Consider the following 452-nt stretch of genomic DNA (forward strand, 5'->3'; position numbering starts at 1 on the left):
TCTCCAGTCATATCGCTTCGGAGTTTTGTGCACGAGTTCGATCGAGAATGCCGAATTCAAATTGGACGGTCTAAGCGTAATCCACTCGTGACTGTTGGCCTCGTGCTTTCCTTCTTGAGGCACATTGAGCTGATCGAAGCTACCTTTCTCACATCTGAAGTCGTCTCGATTGAGCTTCAACAACTCGTATCCGCCGCCGAAATATCGTGATTACAGCGCCGAGCGCGTCGACGCGGCCTGCCGGCGCGGCATTCTAATCAAGGCACAATCCGTCGCCTTGATACGCTCCATCCTCCAGAACGGCCCGGATCGCACATCTGTCGACGAGCCCGCCGACAGCATGCCTCCAAATTCTGGTAGCTGTACTCTCTTCTTATTCTAGCACAAATTGAAGCCGCCGCTTCGCAGGAGAGGAACATGCAGCACGAGAGTTGCTGCTAGATGGAGCAACC

The 452-nt window shown here is 53.8% G+C and carries 1 protein-coding gene; it reads right to left on the bottom strand.

The window, feature by feature from the left end; translation table 11 throughout:
- A partial coding sequence (locus I6F36_RS38725) for a hypothetical protein (protein WP_225173265.1) occupies window positions 1-183 on the bottom strand: 183 nt, incomplete at its 3' end.
- Window positions 184-452 lie beyond the last annotated feature (269 nt).

The organism is Bradyrhizobium sp. BRP19, from assembly GCF_020194195.1.
In the GTDB taxonomy this organism is placed as follows: Bacteria; Pseudomonadota; Alphaproteobacteria; order Rhizobiales; family Xanthobacteraceae; genus Bradyrhizobium; species Bradyrhizobium yuanmingense.